The sequence below is a fragment of the Pseudactinotalea sp. Z1732 genome (assembly GCF_049724975.1).
Classification (GTDB): Bacteria; Actinomycetota; Actinomycetes; order Actinomycetales; family Beutenbergiaceae; genus CALKWS01.
Window position 1 is genome coordinate 309204 of the sequence record NZ_JBMPQC010000001.1, and the last position, 17558, is coordinate 326761.

Annotated in this window: 17 protein-coding genes; 8 read left to right on the top strand and 9 right to left on the bottom strand. The window is 69.9% G+C overall.

Annotated elements, in window-relative coordinates; translation table 11 throughout:
- Positions 1-39: 39 nt before the first annotated feature.
- Positions 40-1005 carry a TIGR03885 family FMN-dependent LLM class oxidoreductase gene (locus tag ACPL7H_RS01495; protein WP_424795399.1) on the bottom strand — a complete coding sequence of 322 codons (966 nt, stop codon included), beginning with the start codon at positions 1003-1005 and terminating at the stop codon, positions 40-42.
- On the bottom strand, positions 1002-2876 hold the full coding sequence (locus ACPL7H_RS01500; protein WP_424795400.1) for a glycoside hydrolase family 15 protein: 1875 nt from the start codon (positions 2874-2876) through the stop codon (positions 1002-1004). Before ACPL7H_RS01500 ends, ACPL7H_RS01495 begins: the two co-directional genes overlap by 4 nt.
- Positions 2877-3079: 203 nt before the next feature.
- On the opposite strand from ACPL7H_RS01500, the gene ACPL7H_RS01505 reads away from it, so the two are divergent.
- The 5 genes from ACPL7H_RS01505 (at position 3080) to ACPL7H_RS01525 (ending at position 8453) form a co-directional block, all read left to right on the top strand.
- On the top strand, positions 3080-3511 hold the full coding sequence (locus ACPL7H_RS01505; protein ID WP_424795401.1) for a hypothetical protein: 432 nt from the start codon (positions 3080-3082) through the stop codon (positions 3509-3511).
- Positions 3508-3819: a hypothetical protein gene (locus tag ACPL7H_RS01510; protein WP_424795402.1), complete on the top strand. Its 312-nt coding sequence runs from the start codon at positions 3508-3510 to the stop codon at positions 3817-3819. The genes ACPL7H_RS01505 and ACPL7H_RS01510 overlap by 4 nt, the downstream gene beginning before the upstream one ends.
- Before the next feature lie 139 nt (positions 3820-3958).
- Entirely contained in the window at positions 3959-4657 is a 699-nt protein-coding gene (locus tag ACPL7H_RS01515; protein ID WP_424795403.1) for a GAF and ANTAR domain-containing protein, read from the top strand.
- A 46-nt stretch (positions 4658-4703) separates the two neighbouring features.
- The gene (locus ACPL7H_RS01520; RefSeq protein ID WP_424795784.1) at positions 4704-7703 is read left to right on the top strand and encodes a glycine--tRNA ligase; all 3000 of its coding nucleotides are present in this window, start codon (positions 4704-4706) and stop codon (positions 7701-7703) included.
- Positions 7704-7727: 24 nt separating this feature from the next.
- Positions 7728-8453, top strand: a complete 726-nt coding sequence (locus tag ACPL7H_RS01525; RefSeq protein WP_424795404.1) for a metal-dependent transcriptional regulator — start codon at positions 7728-7730, stop codon at positions 8451-8453.
- 40 nt (positions 8454-8493) lie between these two features.
- Here ACPL7H_RS01525 and rnhA read toward each other — a convergent pair whose 3' ends face one another.
- From rnhA to ACPL7H_RS01545, 4 genes are all read right to left on the bottom strand, one after another.
- Complete coding sequence (rnhA, locus tag ACPL7H_RS01530) at positions 8494-8928, bottom strand: ribonuclease HI (protein ID WP_424795785.1); 435 nt, start codon at positions 8926-8928, stop codon at positions 8494-8496.
- A gap of 81 nt (positions 8929-9009) precedes the next feature.
- Entirely contained in the window at positions 9010-9684 is a 675-nt protein-coding gene (gene purQ, locus ACPL7H_RS01535; protein WP_424795405.1) for a phosphoribosylformylglycinamidine synthase subunit PurQ, read from the bottom strand.
- Entirely contained in the window at positions 9684-9938 is a 255-nt protein-coding gene (purS, locus tag ACPL7H_RS01540) for a phosphoribosylformylglycinamidine synthase subunit PurS (protein WP_424789409.1), read from the bottom strand. Before purS ends, purQ begins: the two co-directional genes overlap by 1 nt.
- Before the next feature lie 37 nt (positions 9939-9975).
- A complete protein-coding gene (locus tag ACPL7H_RS01545; protein WP_424795406.1) occupies positions 9976-10869 on the bottom strand; it encodes a phosphoribosylaminoimidazolesuccinocarboxamide synthase in 894 nt (297 codons plus the stop codon).
- A 60-nt stretch (positions 10870-10929) separates the two neighbouring features.
- Between ACPL7H_RS01545 and ACPL7H_RS01550 the strand changes: the two genes are divergently transcribed.
- Positions 10930-12099: a TNT domain-containing protein gene (locus ACPL7H_RS01550; RefSeq protein WP_424795407.1), complete on the top strand. Its 1170-nt coding sequence runs from the start codon at positions 10930-10932 to the stop codon at positions 12097-12099.
- A 6-nt stretch (positions 12100-12105) separates the two neighbouring features.
- Here ACPL7H_RS01550 and purD read toward each other — a convergent pair whose 3' ends face one another.
- A complete protein-coding gene (gene purD, locus ACPL7H_RS01555) occupies positions 12106-13374 on the bottom strand; it encodes a phosphoribosylamine--glycine ligase (protein WP_424795408.1) in 1269 nt (422 codons plus the stop codon).
- 138 nt (positions 13375-13512) lie between these two features.
- On the opposite strand from purD, the gene ACPL7H_RS01560 reads away from it, so the two are divergent.
- Positions 13513-15282: a BCCT family transporter gene (locus tag ACPL7H_RS01560; protein WP_424795409.1), complete on the top strand. Its 1770-nt coding sequence runs from the start codon at positions 13513-13515 to the stop codon at positions 15280-15282.
- A gap of 47 nt (positions 15283-15329) precedes the next feature.
- Here ACPL7H_RS01560 and ACPL7H_RS01565 read toward each other — a convergent pair whose 3' ends face one another.
- Entirely contained in the window at positions 15330-16616 is a 1287-nt protein-coding gene (locus ACPL7H_RS01565) for an adenylosuccinate synthase (protein ID WP_424795410.1), read from the bottom strand.
- Positions 16617-16701: 85 nt separating this feature from the next.
- Positions 16702-17112, bottom strand: coding sequence for a DUF3151 domain-containing protein (locus ACPL7H_RS01570; protein ID WP_424795411.1), 411 nt, complete (start codon positions 17110-17112; stop codon positions 16702-16704).
- A gap of 68 nt (positions 17113-17180) precedes the next feature.
- Between ACPL7H_RS01570 and ACPL7H_RS01575 the strand changes: the two genes are divergently transcribed.
- On the top strand, positions 17181-17510 hold the full coding sequence (locus tag ACPL7H_RS01575) for an STAS domain-containing protein (RefSeq protein WP_424795412.1): 330 nt from the start codon (positions 17181-17183) through the stop codon (positions 17508-17510).
- Positions 17511-17558 lie beyond the last annotated feature (48 nt).

Here is a 17558-nt window from a genome sequence, read left to right on the forward strand (position 1 = left end):
GCGTCACCGCCCCCAAGACCAGGTCGCGGGCACAGCGCCTCAGCGGCTCCGCAGTGCCGGCAGCAACTCCTGCTCGGCCAGTTCCAGGAAGGGTTGCTGGTCCTGGGCCACGTGGTGCAGATAGATCCGGTCGAAGCCCAGGTCCTCGTAGGCACGCAGACGCTCCACCAGGTCCGGTACCGAGTCGGTGATGATCACGCCACCGGCGATCTCCTCATCCGGAACGTGCTCCCCCGCCATGTCGAGGTATTCCGGGATGGGCAGGTCATGCTGCAACGGCACCGGCAGGGCATGATTTCGCCACTGGTCCCGGGCGATCCGGCGGGCTTGCACCATGGACTCAGCGATGCACACGTGCACCTGCACCGACAACGGCCCCAGGCCACCGGCACCGCGGTAGGCGTCGATGATCTGCCGCACCGAGTCGGCGTCATCATTGATCGTGATGAGCCCATCGGCCCAGCCGGCCCCGCGGGCGGCGGTGCCGGGGCTGAGCGCCGGGGCGATCAGGTCCGGCGGGGTGTCGGGCAGGGAGTAGATTCGCGCACGGTCGACGACGACGTGCCCGCTGTGGGTGACCTCCTCACCTTCGTGCAGGGCCCGGATGATGCCGACGCACTCTTCCAGCCGCTGCTGGCGGTGGTCCTTCCCGGGCCAGGCCTCGCCGGTGATGTGCTCGTTCATGTTCTGTCCGGTGCCGAGCGCCACCCAGAACCTGCCGGGGAACATCTGGGCCAGGGTGGCGCTGGCCTGGGCGATGATCGCGGGGTGGTAACGCTGTCCGGGTGCACAGACGGTGCCGAAGTCGAAGTCGGTGGTCGCCAGCGCCGCTCCCAGCCACGCCCAGGCGAATCCGGAGTGATGCTGGCGCACCGACCAGGGCGCGAAGTGGTCCGAACACATCGCCATCTCGAATCCGGCCCGCTCGGCCCGCTGCACGTCCCGGAGCAACTGGGCCGGGGAGATCTGCTCGTGCGAGGCGTGGAATCCGTACGCGGTCGTCATCGGTCCTCCGCGGCGGCCTGGATCGCGTCGGCGGCCCGGATCAGGCCCATATGGCTGAATGCCTGGGGGAAGTTGCCGGCCTGGCGCCCGGTTTCGGGGTCGTACTGCTCAGCGAGCAGACCCAGATCGCTGGCCTGGGCCACCATGTGGTCCATCACCTCCCGAGCGCGGTCCAGCCGCCCGGAGTTGGCGTACTGCTCCACCAGCCAGAAGGTGCACATCACGAACGGGTACTCCTCGCCCTCGAGCCCGTCCATCCCCGCCTCGGTCCGGTACCGGTACACCAGGCCCTCGGAGGTGACCAGATCCTGTTCGATCCGCTCGACCGTGCCGAGCATGCGTGGGTCGTCGTAGGCGAGGTACCCGGTGTGGGGCAGTTGCAGTAGGGAGGCGTCCACCTCGGTGTTGTCATAGGTCTGGGTGTAGGCGTTCAACTCGGCGTCGAAGCCGTGCTCCTCGATCTCATCCGCCAACCGATCACGCAGGTCGCGCCACCGCTCGGCGGGCCCGTCGTACCCGTGCTCCTCCACCGCGCGCAGGCCACGGTCGAACGCCGCCCACATCATCGCGCGCCCGTGAGTGAAGTAGTGGGTGTCCCCGCGCATCTCCCAGATGCCGTGGTCCTGCCGGTCGAAGTTGGCCTCGCAATAGGCCAGCAGGCTCTTCTGCAGGCCCCAGGTGTACTCATTCTCGGCCACGCCGGCTTCGCGCAGTTCGTGCAGTGCGATCATCACCTCGCCCACCACGTCCGCCTGGTACTGGTCCGCTGCCCCGTTACCCACGCGCACCGGGCGGGAGTTCTCGTATCCGTCCAGGTGCTCCAACTCGGTCTCGGTCAGTTCGCGTTCCCCGCCCAGCCCATACATGATCTTGACCTCATCGGCGTCCCCGGCGACCGCGCGCAGCAACCAGTCCCGCCACAACGTGGCACCTCGGGTCAAGCCGTGCGCGATCGCGACCTCGATGGTCAGGGCGGCGTCGCGCAACCAGGTGTAGCGGTAGTCCCAGTTGCGCCCGCCACCGAAGTACTCCGGCAACGAGGCGGTGGGGGCCGCGACGATCCCGCCGGTGTCCAGGTGGGTCAGCGCCCGCAGCACCAGCAGCGAACGCAGCACCAGGTCCTGGTGGTCTGAGTCCACCTGCAAGTGGCTGGCCCAGTCCGTCCAGAACCGCACGGTGCTGGCCAGGGCCCGGTCGGCATCGGGTGGCTCCGGCACGTCCCGATAGGAACTGAACCAGGTCAGGTCCCAGTCCAGTACGTCCCCGGCGTCCAGGTTGAACGATCCGACCAGTCGTGGGGCGCGCCGGCCCTCCGCCGGCTGCGTGCCGGGGTGCTCCGCTACCGACGCGGCACTGCCGTCGTCGTCCTCCCCGCCGCCGTCGCCGTTGCCGGGCCAGTGCAGCATCGGGCCGGTGATCAGGATCGCGTCCGGCCCTGCCAGGGCCAGCAGGCAACGCTCCTGGCCGTCCCGCTCGATCTCCCTGGTCCAGGGCGTGGCGCGGGCGTAGTCGAACCGCAGGCGCAGGTCGTGCTCCACCCGGACCTGCCCCTCCAGACACTCCACCCGGCGCACCAGGTCACCCTGGGAGGTGCTGGGCGGGAGGAAGTCGGTGACCCGGACACGCCCGGTCCGGCTGCGCCACACGGTCTCCAGGACGAACGTCTGCGGCAGGTATCGCCGCTCGACCACCTCCCCGTCCGGCACCGAGAGCTTCCAACGACCGTCCTCGGCATCGCCCAGGATGGCCGAGAACACCGCCGGGGAGTCGAACCTGGGCAGGCACAGCCAGTCGATGCTGCCGTCCCGGGACACCAGCGGTCCGGTGCGCAGATCGGACAGGAGGGCGTAGTGCTCAAGGGGCGTGCTCATCGCTTCGTTCCTACCGCAGTCGGGGCGGTCGCGCATGTGCAACCGACCACCCGCCCGGACGGGCAGGCGCACGCCCAGCGCTTGCGAACCACCGTCGGTGTGCTTACCCTGCCACCACGGCATCGCTCGAGGACGTGCGATCCCCACCCCAGACCCCGGTGGACCTACTGACCTATCAGGCAGCGGACTACCGGAGGCGTGGCATGGGAGTAGCGACCAGCAGGATCGGCAGTTCCACGTTCACCGACCGGATCCATCGGGAGTTCGACGCCTACGGCGCCGAGCACGTCGGACTCATCTACGCCTCCGCCGACTTCAGCGCCGAACGCGTTCCGCGGCAGGTCGTCGCCGTGACCGTACGCGACATCGCGCAGCGGCTGCGCGCGGACATCCCTGAGTGCGGATGGATCGACGTGCACGACGAACGCGTCCGGCTGCTGGTGCGGGGCTCGACGACGGACCTGATCCGCTACACCGAGCGAACGCATCGTTGCTTGAGCCGGATCCGCCACATGGAGGGTTCGGCCCCCTTTACCGTCCAGGTCACCCTGGCTATCGCCGCTCCCGGCGAGCAACCCGAGGCACTGATTCACCGGGCGCTCGGCACCCTGGACGTCGTGCAGGTGATCCGGTGAGCCAGGAGCACGGGGCGATCGAACTGACGGTGACCGGGTCCGGGCACGCAACCATCCGGCTGCGAGGTGACCTGGATTGTCTGGTGGCCGACCAGGGTCACGAGGTCCTCATGGCGAATGCCTGTCGACTACTGGTTGAGGTCGATGCCAGCGACATGCGGTTCATCGACGCGTGCGGCCTGACCGCGGTGCTCCGCCTCGTGGAGACGTCCCGGTCCCGGCCGCGCTTGACCGACCCTCCTGCGACCCTTCGATTCCTGCTGGACGTGGCGCAGCGGTGGGACTTGTTCGAACCGATGCCACGGTGAGCCAGCCGCCTCATCGGGGCACGTGCAGCGGTGGGTGCTAATGTGGTACCTGAGTTATCGATGGGTCATCGCAGCCCGAACCTTCGCGCATCAAGCCCGGACGGTACTGCACCGTGCCCCCCGAGGATTGGGACGCGGCGTGCTAGCGACGCTCTCGAGCTTCCTGCGTTCTCTGCTGACGCCCTATGACATCTCCGACGCACTGGATGACCTGACCATGACGGTTCAGGAGGAGTTGGACCTGGTCGGCGCCGGAGTCTCCATCGCCCGCGACGTCTCCAGCGCCCGCGGCGCAGAACTGCGGTTCGCCACGGCCAATCCCAGCGCCCTGGTGGAGCTGGAGACGTACCAGGAGGATGAGCAGGCCGGACCGTGTGTGGAGGCATTCCGCTGCCGCAGCACAGTAGCCATCGACGACCTGCGTGAGCATGCTGATCGCTGGCCCCGCTACTGCTCGATAGCCGTTGAGATGGGCATCACGTCCGTTGCCGGCATCCCGATGAAGGTCGGGGACCGCACGATCGGCGCTCTGAACGCCTACGCCGTCGACCGGCGCTGGAGCGATCAGGACCTGAGCGTGGCCACGATCTTCGCCGATGCCGCTTCGGTGTACCTGGTCAACTCCGTCGCCTATGACCGCCAACGCACCATAAACACCCAACTTCAGGAGGCCCTCTCCTCGCGGATCGTCATCGAGCAGGCCAAAGGCATAATCGCCGAGACCCACGGGGCAGGCGTGGACGAGGCATTCGAGCTCATCCGCCGTCACGCCCGGGGCACCCGATCCAGTCTCCGGGAGGTGGCTGAGCAGGTCGTCCACCGCCGACTCCGGTTGTGAGCGCCGCTCGCGGCTGCGGACTCGGTAGCCTAGAGCGGTGCTGACCATGCAAGACGCGATCCGCGCGCTCACCGAGTACTGGACCTCCCACGGCTGCCTGATCACGCAGCCGTACAACACCGAGGTCGGGGCCGGGACGATGAACCCGGCCACCGTGCTGCGGGTGCTGGGTCCCGAGCCGTGGAACGTGGCGTACGTCGAGCCGTCGGTTCGCCCGGATGATTCCCGGTACGGGCAGAACCCGAACCGGTTGCAGACCCACACCCAGTTCCAGGTGATCCTCAAGCCGGAGCCGGCCAACCCCCAGGAGCTCTACCTCGGCTCCCTGGAGGCGCTTGGCATCGACCTGCGCGCCCACGACGTGCGGTTCGTGGAGGACAACTGGCAACAGCCCGCGATCGGCGCCTGGGGACTGGGCTGGGAGGTGTGGTTGGACGGACTGGAGATCACCCAGTTCACCTACTTCCAGCAGGTCGGCGGGCAGAACCTGGACCCGGTACCGGTGGAACTTACCTACGGGCTGGAGCGGATCCTGATGGCGGTGCAGGGCGTGGACCACTTCGCCGACCTCGCCTACGCCCCCGGCATCAGCTACGGCGAGGCGTTCGGGCAGACCGAGTACGAGATGTCCCGGTACTACCTCGACGAGGCCGACGTGGCCACGAACCAGTCGCTGTACGAGCACTACGTGTCCGAGGCCAAGCGGATGATCGAGGCGCGCCTGCCGGTGCCCGGGCACACCTACCTGCTGAAGTCCTCCCACGCCTTCAACGTGTTGGACGCGCGCGGAGCGATCTCCACCACCGAGCGCGCCAAGGCCTTCGGCACCATGCGCCGCCTGGCCCGGGAGATCTCGGCACTGTGGGTGGACCGGCGTGAGGAGTTGGGCTTCCCGCTGCTGAAGGACACCGCGCCTGATCCGGTTCAGCTGCCTGCCGTCGACCAGGAGGCACTGCCCGCGCAGGCGCAGGTGTTCGCCCTCGAGATCGGGGTGGAGGAGCTGCCCCCGAACGTGGTGGATGAGTCGGTCGAGGCGGTCGGAGCCGCGGTGCGGGAGGCGCTGGGCGCCTCCCGCCTGGAGCACGGGGACGTGCACGTGGATGCCACCCCGCGCCGGATCGTGGTGACGGTCGACGACGTCGCTGCCCGTGAGGCCGACGCCGTGCAGTGGCGTAAGGGGCCCAAGTGGGCCGCCGCCTTCGATGACTCCGGCGCCCCGTCCAAGGCGCTGCGAGGATTCATGCGCGGCCAGGGGGTGGAGCCGGCCGACGTGCAGGAGGCCGAGATCGGGGGGAACACCCACGCCGCGGTGCGGGTGAACGTGCCCGGACGCGGGGTGCTGGACGTGCTCGGGCCTCTGGTCACCCAGGTGGTCACCGGGCTGCGGGCGGACAAGAACATGCGCTGGTCCGACCCGGAGCTGAGTTACTCCCGCGCGATCCGCTGGCTGGTGGCGCTGTGGGGGCCCGTGGTGGTGCCGGCCGCGGCCTCGCGCCTGGTGGCCGGGCGCACCACGCACGTGCACCGGCTCGATGTCCAGCCCGCCGTCGATATCGCGAGCGCCGAGGAGTTGCGCCCAGCGCTGGCCGAGCGTGGCATCGAGCTCTCGGTGACCCGGCGGCGCGAGCAGGTGCTCGCCCGGGCCCAGGAATTGGCTGCCGAGGTCGGTGGGCACATCGATGCCGAGGCGACGGCGGGACTGGTAGCCGAGATCGCGAACCTGGTGGAGACCCCGGTGGGGATCCGAGGGGACTTCGCGGCCCGCTACCTGGAGTTGCCCGAGCAGGTACTCACCACCGTGATGGCGACCCACCAGCGGTACCTACCGGTGCGCGACGCCGACGGAGCGCTGCTGCCACACTTCATCACCATGGCCAACGGCGCCTGCGATGAGGCCGCAGTGGCCCGCGGGAACGAGTCGGTGCTGCGCGCCCGCTACGAGGACGCCCTGTTCTTCTGGAACACCGATCTGGAGTCGGGCGACCTGGACGCCTTCGTCCCCGGGCTCGACAAACTCACCTTCGCCGACGGTCTCGGCTCGGTGGGCCTGCGCGCCCGCCGGATCGCCGACGTGGCCACGGTGCTGGGCCAGCTCGTGCACGTGACCGATGCGGACCGGACCACGCTGAACCGAGCCGGTGAACTCATCAAGTTCGACCTGGCCACCCAGATGGTGATCGAGATGAGTTCCCTGGCCGGGTTCGTGGCCGGGGAGTACGCCCGGCGCACCGGGGAGTCCGAGGCGGTGGCCACCGCACTGGTCGAGACCGAGCAGCCGCGCACCAGCGCCGATGCCACCCCGGAAACCGTGCCCGGGGTGCTACTGGCGCTCGCCGACCGAGCGGATCTGTTGGTGGGTCTGCTGGCCACCGGCGCCAAGGCCACCGGATCCTCCGACCCGTTCGGGTTGCGCCGGGCCGCACTGGGCATCGTGCGGATCCTGCGCTCCCTGCACCAGGCGCCCTTCGTCGAGGCCCTGACCTTGCGCACCGTGCTGCAGGCTGCGGCCGACCGGTTGCGCGCGCAGGACGTCGCCGCCGGCCCCGAGCAGGTGCAGACCGCCGCGGAGTTCGCCGAGTCCCGCTTCGCCCAGCTGCTGCGCGACGAAGGCATCCGCGCCGAGCTGGTCACCGCCGTCGGGCCGGCGATGGACCGCCCGGCCCGGGTGGATCAGACGCTGGCGGAGTTGGACGCCCTGCTGGACCGGGCCGACTTCGCCGCCCTGGTGGCGGTGGTGCAGCGCATCAACCGGATCGTGCCGCCGGGCACAGCGGCCCGACCGGCCTCGGACCTGCTCACCGAGAAGGCCGAGCTCGCGCTGCGGGACACGCTGGCCGCGCTCCCGCCCTCGTCATCCCTGACCGGGTTCACCGACGACTCGGCCGACCTGGTCGCTTCGGTGAACACCTTCTTCGACGCGATCCTGGTGATGGCACCGCAGGAGGAGCTGCGCCAGGCTCGCTTGGGGTTGCTGGCCGCGGTGGCCGAACGGGTGCCCGGGGACGTGGACTGGGCGGGCCTGGACACGGCACTGTCGGTGCGCTGAGGAACGCTGGGACAGCGAGCCGCCGTGCATATCGACTCCCTGACCAGGATGGCGCAGGACTACCTGCGCACCATCTTCAAGGTGCAGGAATGGCATCCCGGGCCGGTGGCGGTGAACGAACTCGCCGAGCGGATGGGGGTGGCCGCCTCCACCGCCTCGGGGAACGTGCGCAAACTCGTAGCCGACGGACTGGTGGCGCACAAACCCTACGGCGGGGTGGAACTGACCCCGGCGGGGCGCCGCGCCGCGGTGCAGATGGCCCGCCGGCACCGGCTGCTGGAGACGTTCCTGGTGGAGCGGCTGGGCTACTCCTGGGACGAGGTGCACGACGAGGCCGAACACCTGGAGCACGCCGCCTCGGACACCTTCATCGAACGCATCGAGGCGGACCTGGGCTTTCCCACCCACGATCCGCACGGGGACGCGATCCCGGACCGGGACGGGGTGATGGTGGCCACCAGCGCCCGGATGCTCTCGGAGGTGGAGTCCGGCGCATGCGGAACGATCGCGCGCATCAGCGACGACGACCCGGCGGTACTGCGCTACCTGACCGGGCACGGCATCGAGGTCGGCACCCACCTGCGGGTGCACGACCGGCAGGAGGGCGCCGGGGTGATGCGGATCGTGGCTGAGCCGCTCCGCGCGGCGGGCGGGGACGACAAGCCGGCGGAGCGGACCGACCTGGGCATGGTCGCCGCCCGGACGATCTGGCTCGCGGCCGACAGCCATCGAGCGAGCATCAGACCCTGAGTCCGGCGCGCGTCCGGACGTGGCTGTCGGCTGCCGGCGGTCAGGCGCCGGACTGTGCGCGCAGGTCCTCGATCGCCAGGTTCGCCAACTCGTCGGCACGTTCGTTGCCCGGGTCGCCGGAGTGGCCCTTCACCCAGATCCAGCGCACCTGGTGGCGGGCCACCTGCTCATCCAGGGCGCGCCACAACTCGGAGTTCTTCACCGGCTTCTTCGCCGCGGTCCGCCAGCCGTTGCGCTTCCAACCGGCGATCCACTCCTGCATGCCCTTCATCACGTAGACCGAGTCGACGTGCAGGTGCACCCGGCACGTGGTCTTCAGCGCCGAGAGTCCCTCGATCACCGCGGTCAGTTCCATCTGGTTGTTGGTGGTCACCGGCTCGCTGCCCCGGAGTTCCCTCGAGTGCGGTCCGGAGCGCATCAGCACGCCCCACCCGCCGATGCCGGGGTTGCCCTTGCACGCCCCGTCGGTCCACATGTGCACCTCGGGCAGGTCGGCACCGCCGGAGTCATCGCCGAAGCCGTCGCCGGGCGCACCGGTGGTCTGTGCGTGCCCCACTCAGGCAGTCTCCAGCAGCCCCGACAGCGCGGAGGTGAACAACCCCAGCCCGTCGGTGCCCGGCCCGAACCCATCCTCCACCGCGTGCTCGGGGTGGGGCATCAGGCCCACCACGTTCCCGCGGGCGTTGGTGATGCCGGCGATGTCGCGCCGGGACCCGTTCGGGTTGCCGAGGTAGCGGAACACCACCCGGCCCTCGCCCTCGAGCTCATCCAGGGTGGCCTCGTCGGCGATGAACTGTCCGTCCTGGTTCTTCAGCGGCACGGTGATCTCCGCGCCCGGGCTGAACGTGGAGGTCCACGCGGTGTTGGTGTTCTCCACCCGCAGCCGCTGATCCCGGCACAGGAACGTCAGGTCGGTGTTCTTCACCATCGCCCCGGCCAACAGGTGCGCCTCGCACAGGATCTGGAAGCCGTTGCAGATGCCCAGCACCGGCAGCCCGGCCCGGGCCCCGTCGATCACCGAACCCATCAAGGGCGCGAACCGGGAGATCGCCCCGGCGCGTAGGTAGTCCCCGTAGGAGAACCCCCCGGGCAGCACCACCGCGTCCACCCCGGCCAGGTCGTCGTCGCCGTGCCACAACCGCACCGGCTCCCCGCCGGCCAGGCGGACCGCCCGGGCGGCGTCGCGATCATCGAGACTTCCCGGGAACGTGACGACGCCGATGCGGCCCATCAGTCCTGCTCCAGCACATGCACCGAGACCACGTCCTCGATCACCGGGTTGGACAGCATGTCCGTGGCGGCGGTGCGGGCCCGGGCCAGGATGTCCTCGGTGACCTCACCGTCCACCTCGAGTTCGAACCGCTTGCCCTGGCGCACACCGCTGAAGCCGTCGATGCCGACCCGGGACAACGCCCCGGCCACGGCCTTGCCCTGCGGGTCCAGGATCTCCGGTTTGGGCATGACCTCGACGACGACACGTGCCATGAATGCAACTCCTTGCGTGTGGGCTCCGGGGTCGATCCTATCCCGCGGTGAAGGCCCGCCCGGTGACGCGCTCGTAGGCGTGCAGGTACCGCCGGCGGGTGCGTTCGACGACGTCCTCGGGCAGCGGCGGCGGGGCCTCGGTGCCGGCCCGGTCCCACCCGGATTCGGGGGAGGTGAGCCAGTCGCGGACGTACTGCTTGTCGAAACTGGGCTGGGGGCGCCCAGGCTCGTGGTGCTCGGCGGGCCAGTACCGGGAGGAGTCGGGGGTGAGCACCTCATCGCCGAGCACCAGGGCACCGCTGCCGGGGTCCCGCCCGAACTCCAGTTTGGTGTCGGCCAGGATCACCCCGCGCCCGGCGGCGATCCCCTCGGCGTGGGTGTACACCGCCAGGGTGACGTCGCGCAGCCGTGCGGCGTCGTCGTCGCCGATGAGGCGGGCGACCTGGCCGAAGGTGACGTTCTCATCGTGTTCCCCGACCTGGGCCTTGGTAGCCGGGGTGAAGATCGGCTCGGGGAGTTTCGAACCGTCCACCAACGCCTCGGGCAGTTCGATACCGCACACGGTGCCGTCGCGGGTGTACTCGGCCAGGCCCGAACCGGTCAGGTAGCCCCGGGCCACGCACTCCACCGGGAACATCTGCAGGCGCCGGCAGATCATCGCCCGGCCCGCCACCGCGGCCGGCACCTCCACCGAGATCACGTGGTTCGGCACCAGCGTGGCCAGCCGCTCGAACCACCACAGGCTCAGCGCCGTCAGCACCGCCCCCTTGTCCGGGATCGTCGAGGTCAGCACGTGGTCATAGGCGCTGATCCGGTCACTGGCCACCACCAGCACCCGGTCGGGGGGCCCGGAGATGGGTTCATACAGGTCTCGGACCTTGCCGGAGTAGACGTGGCGCCAGCCGGGCAGGTCAGGGGCGTTGGTGTGCACCCCTTTAGTCAATCACCCCCAGGTGTGCATCGACAGGTCACGGCCGATGATAATGCGGTCATGACCCCTGCAGACCTGCCCGACGGCGAACGCGAACTCGCGGAGTCGGTCATCGGGCACCTGCGGGTCGCCGCCGAGCACGCGGGGGGCGTGGGCGCGGCTGCGCATACCGAGGGCGGACAGGCCGACGACGACGGGGCCTCCCCCCGTACGGTAGTGCACCTGGAGTGGTCCCAGGCAGGCACCCACCACAGCGGCCGACTCCTGGTGGGCACCGAGCAGAGCGCGGCCCGGGTGCCGGTCCCCGAGCCGGTCACGGTGCAGATGGCACAGTTGCGGGCGCTGATGGCCCGGCCCGGCACCGGGACATGGCTGTCGGCGGTGGTGCGCCTCACCGGCGGACAGCCGTCGCTGCACTTCAACTACACCCAGCGCCCGTACTGGAACTCCCCCGGTGGCTCCATGCTGGGGCGTCCCGGCGGCACGCCGGTACCGGATGAGGCGCGCTGGGCCGCGGACCTGCGCCGCTACCCCCGCGATCGCAACCACCTGCTGCCATGGCTGGCCGTGCAGGTGGTCGCCGGCGATGAGACCGCCCGGTTGCGCCAGGCCCTGGATCGGGCGGGTTTCCCCGCCGGCGGGGTGGCCCTGCCCGGCAGCGACGTGGCACCCTTCGAGGGCACCGTGACGCTGGTGCGTCACTCCAGCGCGCACTACTCGTTGCAGATCATCGACTACGGACAGCACGAGTTCATCGCCGAGTACTCCACCGAAGAACTGGGCTGCCGGGCGGTGTGGGACTACGTGCACCAGCCGCTGCCGGCGCCCACGCCGGTGTCCCGGGCCGAACTCGCCGAGCGCGCCCGGGCCGCCCAGTCCGCCTACGCCGAGCTGCGCGGTCGGCTGGAGCGCGCCGGACCGGGTGGGATCATCACCAACCTGGCCGCCGGGGTGCCGTTCGACCGGATCGGGGTGCTGGACGGGCTGTACTTCTTCCCCTGGCAGACGCCCTGGCCGCACCGGTCCCTGCCGGAGGGCGCGGGCGGGCCCGGCGCCGGCCAGGTGGTCCTGATGGCCGCGGCGCCGGTAGAGGTCCAGGCCGAGATCGTGCCGCCCTGGTTCGATCAGCCCGGCGGCGGGATCCGGTTCCGCGTCGAGGGCGCCCGGCACCAGGGGTTGCGGGACCTGGTCCGCACCGGGGTGCTACTGCAGGTCCAGCCGGTCGACTGAGTGGGCTCAGCCCACCGGCAGTCGCTCCGGGGCGGCGATGTCGGTGCGAAACAGACACCCCTCCAGATCGATCCGGGTCATGGCCTCATAGGCCCGCTGGCGCGCCACGGCCAGGTCCGCACCGGTCCCCACCACGGACAGCACCCGGCCCCCCGCGGAGACCAGCGCGCCGGCGTCGTCGGTCACGGTACCGGCGTGCAGCACGTGCACGCCCGGAACCTGTTCGGCCTCGGCCACGCCGTTGATCGCCGAACCGAGGGTGGGCCCCTCCGGGTAACCCGGGCAGGCCAGCACCACCGTGACAGCGGCCTCCTCGGACCAGCGCAGCGGCGGGATCCGGTCCAGGGTGCCGGTCGCGGTGGCGTGCAGCACCGTGGCCAGCGGGGAGTCCAGCCGGGCCAGGACCACCTGGGTCTCGGGGTCACCGAAGCGGGCGTTGAACTCGATCACGCGGATCCCGCGCGAGGTCATCGCCAGGCCGCAGTAGAGCAAGCCGACGAAGGGGGTGCCGCGGCGCGCCAGTTCATCGACCGCGGGCTGGGCGACCCGCTCCACCACCTGCTCCACCAGGTCCGCGGGCGCCCAAGGCAGCGGGGAGTAGGCCCCCATGCCGCCGGTGTTCGGCCCGGCGTCGCCGTCGCCCAGCCGTTTGAAGTCCTGCGCGGGCGCAAGCGGCACCACGGTCCTGCCGTCGGACAGACAGAACAGGGAGATCTCCGGACCGTCCAGGAACTCCTCCACCACGATCGCCCCGCCCGGCTTGCCCAGGCAACCCTGCGCGTGGGCGAGCGCCGCGAGACGGTCACCGGTGACCACCACCCCCTTGCCGGCGGCCAGTCCGTCGTCCTTGATCACGTGCGGGGCGCCGAAGTCCGCCATCGCGGCCTCCACCTCGGCGGCGGTCATGCACACGTGTGCCATCGCGGTGGGCACCCCGGCGTCAGCCATGACCTGTTTGGCGAACGCCTTCGACCCCTCCAGCCGTGCCGCCTCCTTGCCGGGGCCGAACACGGCGATCCCGGCCTCGCGCACCGCATCGGCGACGCCGGCCACCAGCGGGGCCTCCGGCCCGATCACCACCAGGTCCACACCGAGTTCCGTGGCCAGTCGCGCCACCGCAGAGCCGTCGAGCATATCCACCTCGAACGTGGTGGCCACCTGCGCGATCCCCGGATTGCCCGGCGCGGCGAACACCTCGGACACCGACGGGTCGTTGCGCAACGCCCGGCCGAGAGCATGTTCGCGGGCACCGGCGCCGATGAGCAGAATCTTCACGGTCGTCAAGACTACCCGCCCTGGCCCGGGTCGTCCCGCACCGGTCCGGCCCGGGCCCGCGCTCCCTGGGATCGCAGTCCTGGACGAACCCGATACGGTCGGTGACGGACCGATGCAGGCGACAAGAAGGGCACAACGATGTCAACCTCGCCCCCAGCCACGGTCGGCGGCGAACCGGAGATCCAGGCGCCGGTTCACGACCCGGACCGACCGTGGTACACCTCCGTGCAACCCCGGGTGTTCCTCCCCGCGATGGGCATCATCCTGGCGTTCGTGCTCTGGGCCGTCCTGGCCCCGCTGAGCGCCGGGGAGACGCTCGGCAACGTCCGGGAAGTGGTCATCCAGGGAGTGGGTTGGTACTACGCCCTGGTCGTGACGGCGTTCGTGGTGTTCTCGCTGTGGGTGGGATTGAGCCACTACGGGGACATCAAACTCGGGCGCGACGACGAGAAGGCCGAATTCACCCTGCCCACCTGGCTGGCGATGCTGTTCGCCGCCGGTATGGGCATCGGGCTGGTGTTCTGGGGCGTGGCCGAACCCCTCAACCACTTCGCCGACACCGCCAGCTATCCGATCTTCGGTGCGCCCGAGGACAATCCCGCCGAGGCGGCCGAGGCCTCCCTGGCGGTCACGTTCCTGCACTGGGGCCTGCACCCCTGGGCGATCTACGTCGTCGTCGGTCTCGCGGTGGCCTACGCAGTGCACGTCAAGCGCCGCCCGATCTCGTTGCGGTGGACCTTGCAGCCCTTGCTGGGTGACCGGGTCCGGGGCTGGACGGGTGATGCGATCGACGTGATCGCCGTCGTCGGCACCATCTTCGGGGTGGCAACGTCCCTGGGCCTGGGCGTGATGCAGATCGCCGCGGGCCTGACGTTCCTGGACGTACTCGACGCCGATTCCTCACTCGCACTGGTCTACGTGGTGCTGATCGGGATCATCACCGCCGCTGCGATCGTCTCCGTGGTCACCGGGGTGAAGAAGGGCATCAAGTGGCTCTCCCGCATCAACATGGGGATGGCCCTGGGCCTGCTGACCTTCGTGTTCGTGTTCGGGCCCACGCTGTTCTTCCTGCGCCAGTACATCGAGGGCATCGGCGCCTACGTCGCCTCGTTCATCGATCTGAGTTTCAACACCGCCGCGTCCATCGGACCCGCGGCCCTGGAGTGGCAAGGCTGGTGGACCGCCTTCTACTGGGGCTGGTGGATCTCCTGGGCGCCCTTCGTGGGGGTCTTCATCGCCCGCATCTCCCGCGGCCGAACCGTGCGCGAGTTCGTGCTCGGGGTGCTGCTTGTCCCCGCGCTGTTCTCCATCCTCTGGTTCACCGTGCTCGGCGGCGGGGCGGTGCTGCGGGAACGGCTCGAGGGCGGTCTGGTCACCGACGGGGCGGTGGACACCGAAGGGGTGCTCTTCACCTTCCTGCAGGGCTTCCCCGGTGGCACGGTGGTCGCGGGCCTGGTCATCCTGCTGATCACGCTGTTCTTCATCACCTCCTCCGACTCCGGCTCCCTCGTGGTGGACATGCTCGCCTCCGGAGGGATGGTGGAGCCGCCCAGCTGGAGCCGGGTGCTGTGGTCGGTGATCGAGGGGCTCGTGGCCATGGCGCTGCTGCTGGCGGGGCTGGCGGCGGCCGCAGGTGATCCCGAACTCGAGGAGTCGGCACTCGGGGCGTTGCAGGACGTGGCGATCATCATCGCGCTGCCCTTCTCGGTGGTGATGATCCTGATGGTGTTCTCGATCGTGCGGGAGTTCCGGGCCCAGCGAGAGCAGACACTGCGCATCCAGCGCCGCATGGTGCGCCGCGAACTCACCCAGGAGGTCTCCGAGACGCTGCTCGAGGAAGGTCTGGTGAACGCGCCTCGTAGCCGCCGGTTCGGGCGACGGCGCGGCGCCGACCGGCCCGAGTTCTGAACGCAACGGGCCGTGGGAGCGGGCGGTCACGGCGTGCAGGGCCGGGCTCAGCCCAGGAGGTCGTGACGCACGATGGTGGCCTCCCGGTCCGGTCCCACCCCCACGGCGGAGATGCGGGTGCCCGACATCTCCTCCAGGGCCAGCACGTAGCGCTGGGCGTTCTCCGGTAGTTCCGCGAAGGTGCGGGCGGTGCTGATGTCCTCGATCCAGCCGTCCAACTCCTCATACACCGGAGTGGCGTGGTGGAAGTCGGACTGGTTCACCGGCATCTCGGTGTGCCGCACCCCGTCGACGTCATAGGCCACGCAGACCGGCACCTTCTCCAGGCCGGTCAGCACGTCGAGTTTGGTCAGCACCAGGTCGGTCAGCCCGTTGACGCGGGAGGAGTACCGGGCGATGACCGCGTCGTACCAGCCGGTGCGTCGCGGGCGGCCCGTGGTGACCCCGAACTCACCACCGGTCTTGCGCAGGTACTCCCCGTCGTCGTCGTGCAGTTCGGTGGGGAAGGGGCCCTCGCCCACCCGGGTGGTGTAGGCCTTGATGACCCCGACGATCCGGTCGATGCGGGTGGGGCCGATACCGGCGCCGGTGCACACCCCGCCGGCGGTGGCCGAGGAGGAGGTCACGAACGGATAGGTGCCGTGGTCCACGTCCAGCATGGTGGCCTGCCCAGCCTCGAACACCACCGTCCGGCCGGCGTCCAGGGCCTGGTTCAGTACCAGTGAGGTGTCGGCCACCATCGGGCGCACCCGCTCGGCGTGGGCGAGGAGTTCATCGACCACCTCGTCGATCTCCGCGGCTCGGCGGTTGTAGATCTTCACCAGGATCTGGTTCTTCTGGTCCAGGGCGCCCTCGACCTTCTCGCGCAGGATCTTGGCGTCGAACAGGTCGGAGACACGGATGCCCACGCGGTTCATCTTGTCGGCGTAGGTCGGCCCGATGCCGCGTCCGGTGGTGCCGATCTGGCGTTTGCCCAGGAACCGTTCGGTGACCTTGTCCATGGTGCGGTTGTAGGAGGGGATGACGTGTGCCGAGGAGGAGACCAGCAGTTTGGAGGTGTCCACACCGCGGGCGTTCAGTCCCTCGAGTTCATCGAACAGGACCTCCAGGTCCACCACGACGCCGTTCCCGATCACCGGGGTGCAGCCCGGTGACAGGATGCCCGAGGGCAGCAGGTGCAGCGCGTACTTCTCCGCACCGACCACCACGGTGTGCCCGGCGTTGTTGCCGCCATTGAACTTCACCACGTAGTCCACGCGCGAACCGAGTTGGTCGGTCGCCTTCCCCTTACCCTCGTCGCCCCATTGAGCGCCGAGCACCACCACTGCGGGCATCGATTGTCCCTTTCGTTCATGTTCCGGCCGCCGAGCCGGTCGCTGGACCGGTTCCGATGGGTGCGACCGGTAGCAGGTTAGTGGTTCACAGTTCCAGTGCAGCCGGGTCGGAGTCGGTGGCGAAGGTGCGGCACCGCTGGGCCTCCTCGTCCTCCCCGATCCGCTCAGCGGCGGTGGCCAGCGCCACCAGCGCCATCAGGAAGCCCTGGTTGGGTTCGTGGGTGGCCGGGATCGGCCCGTGCCCGCGCCATCCGGCCCGGCGCAGCGCATCCAGGCCGCGGTGGTAGCCGGTGCGGGCGAAGGCGTAGGCGGCGACCGTCTCACCGGCTGCCAGGGCCTCGCGAGCCAGCAGCGCCCAGGGGTAGGAGGCCGCCGGGTACTCCGCGGCGACCTGCACCGGCGGGGTGCCGGCAGCCACGGCCGCGCGGGCGGGCACATCGGGGTGGTCCTGGGGCAGGTAAGTGGGCTCGGGCCCACCGAGCAGATTCTCACGCATGGGATCAGTCTCCCATCACCCCGGCTCCGGATGCGGGTCGTCGCGCTCGGACCTACTCTGAAACCCTCATGGCACCACCCGCTGAGCACCTGACGGTACGTGCCGATCACGGCACCACGGTCCTCACCGTGAGTGGGGACCTGGATCTGCGCTGCCGCGCCGAGGCCGAAGCCGTCCTCGATCGCCTTCAGGTCGACGGAGCCGACGATGTGATCGTGGACCTGGCCGATCTGGAGTTCATGGACTCCACCGGGGTGAGCACCCTGTTGAAGTTGGCGCACGCGGTGCGCCGACGGGCCGGGCGGATCCGGTTGCGCAACGCTTCCTCCCGGGACATGTTCCTGCTTGATGTGCGTGGCGGATTGGGCCTGTTCGACCTGGCCAAGAAGCGACGCTGAGACGACCCCGCGCAGCACCGGTCAGGGGCCTCGCGGTGCGGCTCGCCG

Coding starts and splice junctions, on each gene's coding strand:
- ACPL7H_RS01495 (WP_424795399.1), bottom strand. CDS start 1,005: ATGACGACCGCGTACGGATTCCACGCCTCGCACGAGCAGATCTCCCCG.
- ACPL7H_RS01500 (WP_424795400.1), bottom strand. CDS start 2,876: ATGAGCACGCCCCTTGAGCACTACGCCCTCCTGTCCGATCTGCGCACC.
- ACPL7H_RS01505 (WP_424795401.1), top strand. CDS start 3,080: ATGGGAGTAGCGACCAGCAGGATCGGCAGTTCCACGTTCACCGACCGG.
- ACPL7H_RS01520 (WP_424795784.1), top strand. CDS start 4,704: ATGCAAGACGCGATCCGCGCGCTCACCGAGTACTGGACCTCCCACGGC.
- rnhA (WP_424795785.1), bottom strand. CDS start 8,928: ATGTGGACCGACGGGGCGTGCAAGGGCAACCCCGGCATCGGCGGGTGG.
- purQ (WP_424795405.1), bottom strand. CDS start 9,684: ATGGGCCGCATCGGCGTCGTCACGTTCCCGGGAAGTCTCGATGATCGC.
- purS (WP_424789409.1), bottom strand. CDS start 9,938: ATGGCACGTGTCGTCGTCGAGGTCATGCCCAAACCGGAGATCCTGGAC.
- ACPL7H_RS01550 (WP_424795407.1), top strand. CDS start 10,930: ATGACCCCTGCAGACCTGCCCGACGGCGAACGCGAACTCGCGGAGTCG.
- ACPL7H_RS01560 (WP_424795409.1), top strand. CDS start 13,513: ATGTCAACCTCGCCCCCAGCCACGGTCGGCGGCGAACCGGAGATCCAG.
- ACPL7H_RS01565 (WP_424795410.1), bottom strand. CDS start 16,616: ATGCCCGCAGTGGTGGTGCTCGGCGCTCAATGGGGCGACGAGGGTAAG.
- ACPL7H_RS01570 (WP_424795411.1), bottom strand. CDS start 17,112: ATGCGTGAGAATCTGCTCGGTGGGCCCGAGCCCACTTACCTGCCCCAG.
- ACPL7H_RS01575 (WP_424795412.1), top strand. CDS start 17,181: ATGGCACCACCCGCTGAGCACCTGACGGTACGTGCCGATCACGGCACC.